The organism is Deinococcus pimensis DSM 21231, from assembly GCF_000519345.1.
GTDB lineage: Bacteria > Deinococcota > Deinococci > Deinococcales > Deinococcaceae > Deinococcus_A > Deinococcus_A pimensis.
The window spans coordinates 48,388-50,433 of record NZ_KI912627.1 but is presented as its reverse complement, the minus strand read 5'-3'; the positions used below and the strand labels follow the sequence as shown (position 1 = coordinate 50,433).

At 73.1% G+C, this 2,046-nt stretch carries 3 protein-coding genes; 1 reads left to right on the top strand and 2 read right to left on the bottom strand.

From position 1 onward, the window contains the following. Positions 1-39: 39 nt before the first annotated feature. Both DEIPI_RS0103485 and DEIPI_RS0103480 read right to left on the bottom strand, forming a co-directional pair. The gene (locus DEIPI_RS0103485) at positions 40-675 is read right to left on the bottom strand and encodes a helix-turn-helix transcriptional regulator (RefSeq protein ID WP_027480868.1); all 636 of its coding nucleotides are present in this window, start codon (positions 673-675) and stop codon (positions 40-42) included. Positions 676-692: 17 nt separating this feature from the next. Then, a complete protein-coding gene (locus DEIPI_RS0103480; RefSeq protein ID WP_027480867.1) occupies positions 693-1,733 on the bottom strand; it encodes an Mrp/NBP35 family ATP-binding protein in 1,041 nt (346 codons plus the stop codon). Positions 1,734-1,834: 101 nt separating this feature from the next. Between DEIPI_RS0103480 and DEIPI_RS38830 the strand changes: the two genes are divergently transcribed. Next, a partial coding sequence (locus tag DEIPI_RS38830; protein ID WP_045233563.1) for a hypothetical protein occupies positions 1,835-2,046 on the top strand: 212 nt, incomplete at its 3' end.

Genomic DNA, 2,046 nt, shown 5'->3' with positions numbered 1-2,046 from the left:
GCCCGGACGGCCACGCCACCAGGCTGTACAGCCCCACGCTCACCCCACCCGGTAGCGGCAGGTCGGCGCCCCGCACGCGATGCGCGTCTCCCGCCGCACCGGCACGCCCAGCAGGGACCGGTACAGCTCCAGCTCCGCGCCGCACAGCTCGTCGTAACGGCGCGCCACGTCGAGGTTCGGGCAGTTGCCCTGCTCCAGGTACAGCGCGCCGTCCTCCTCGTAGGCGCGCGCCTCGTAGCCCGCCTCCGACAGGAGCGCCGCGAGCTTCGTGAGGCGCTCCGCCGGGGAGCCCGTCAGACGCGGCGCCCACTCCTGCGCGAGCGCCGCGCGCCGCGCGTCCATCACCCGCATCACCGCGCCCTCCCCGAACAGCGAGTCGATGTGCCGCAGCACGTCCACACACAGGCTCGCGTAGGACTTCGGGAACTGCGCCTCGCCGCGCTCGCTGAGGCGGTACACGAACTGCGGACGCCCCCGCCCGCCGGGACGCTGCGTCTCCGCGACGATCAGCCCCGCCTCCGTGAGGTCGCACAGGTGACGACGCGCCGCCGGGACGCTGATGTCGAGCGCCTCCGCGACGCTCTGCGCGGTCGTGCAGCGGCGGCTCTTCAGGAGCGTCAGCACGCGGGTCTTCGTGCGGTCGGCGGCGGGCGACGGGATCACCGTGGACGTCATGACGGCCTCCGGGGGAGTCATACCATCGGCAGCTCGGCGAGCGCCTGCACGCTCAGCCGGCCCGCGAGGTTCTCCGCGACGCGCAGGAGCGCCACGGACGCCGGGGAATCGGGATGCGACAGCACGCTCGGGGTGCCCGCGTCCGAGTCCGCGCGGACCTCCACGTCCAGCGGCACCTCTCCGAGCACCGGCAGGCCGCCCAGCTTCCTCGCGCCGCCACGCCCGAAGATGTCGTACGTGAGGCCCGTGTCGGGCGCGACGAAGTAGCTCATGTTCTCCACGACGCCCAGCACCGGCACGTTGTTCTTGCGGAACATGTCCACCGCGCGCGCCGCGTCGATGAGGGCCACGTCCTGCGGGGTCGTGACGATCACCGCGCCCGAGAGCGTCACCGTCTGCGACAGCGAGAGCTGCACGTCGCCCGTGCCGGGCGGCAGGTCCACGATGAGGTAGTCCAGCTCGCCCCACGCGGCGTCACGCAGGAACTGCTGCACCGCCGAGTGCAGCATCGGGCCGCGCCACACCAGCGCCTGCCCGGCGGGCATGAGGTTCGCCATCGACAGGAACTTCAGGCCGTGCCGCTCGATGGGCCGCATCTTGCGCTGCTCCGTGGCGGTGACGCGCTCCTCGGAGGCGCCCATCATGTGCGCCTGCGACGGACCGTAGACGTCCGCGTCGAGGAGGCCCACGCGGGCCCCGCTGCGCGCGAGCGCCACGGCCACGTTCGCCGCCACGGACGACTTGCCCACGCCGCCCTTGCCGCTCCCGATCGCCACGACGTGCTTCACGCCCGGCAGGGGAGGCGTCTGCGGCGCCCGCACCTGCGCGCCGAACTCCACGTGCACCGAGCGCACGCCCGGCACGGTCAGGACGGCCGCGCGCACGTCCGCCTCGATGGTGGCCTTCAGGGGACAGGCGGGCGTGGTGAGGTTGACCTTCACGAACGCCTCGTCGGCCTCGAGGTCGGCCCGCTCGATCATCCCGAGCGACACGAGGTCACGGTGCAGCTCCGGATCGTTGACGGTGCGCAGAGCGGCGAGGACGTCCTGGTTAGGCATACGCGCGGAGCGTAGCGCACCCGCGCCAGCGCGGGCAAGGAGACCAGTCACAAAGCACCCTCAAGACTCGCCGGGGCGCATGAGAAGGCTATACTGACCGCGTGAAAGCGTACGGGCCGTACGTGACCTCGCGCGTCCTCGCGGAGGGGGACGTCACCACGCTCCGCGGCGTGGACCGCCTCACCGGCATCCCCGTCGTGGTGCACCTCCTGCCGCGCGCCCTGGACCTGCCCGCCCTCGACCACCCGGCCCTGCTGCCCTACACCGACGCGGGCGCCGAGGGCCCCGTCCCGTACGCCGTGACGGCCCTCCC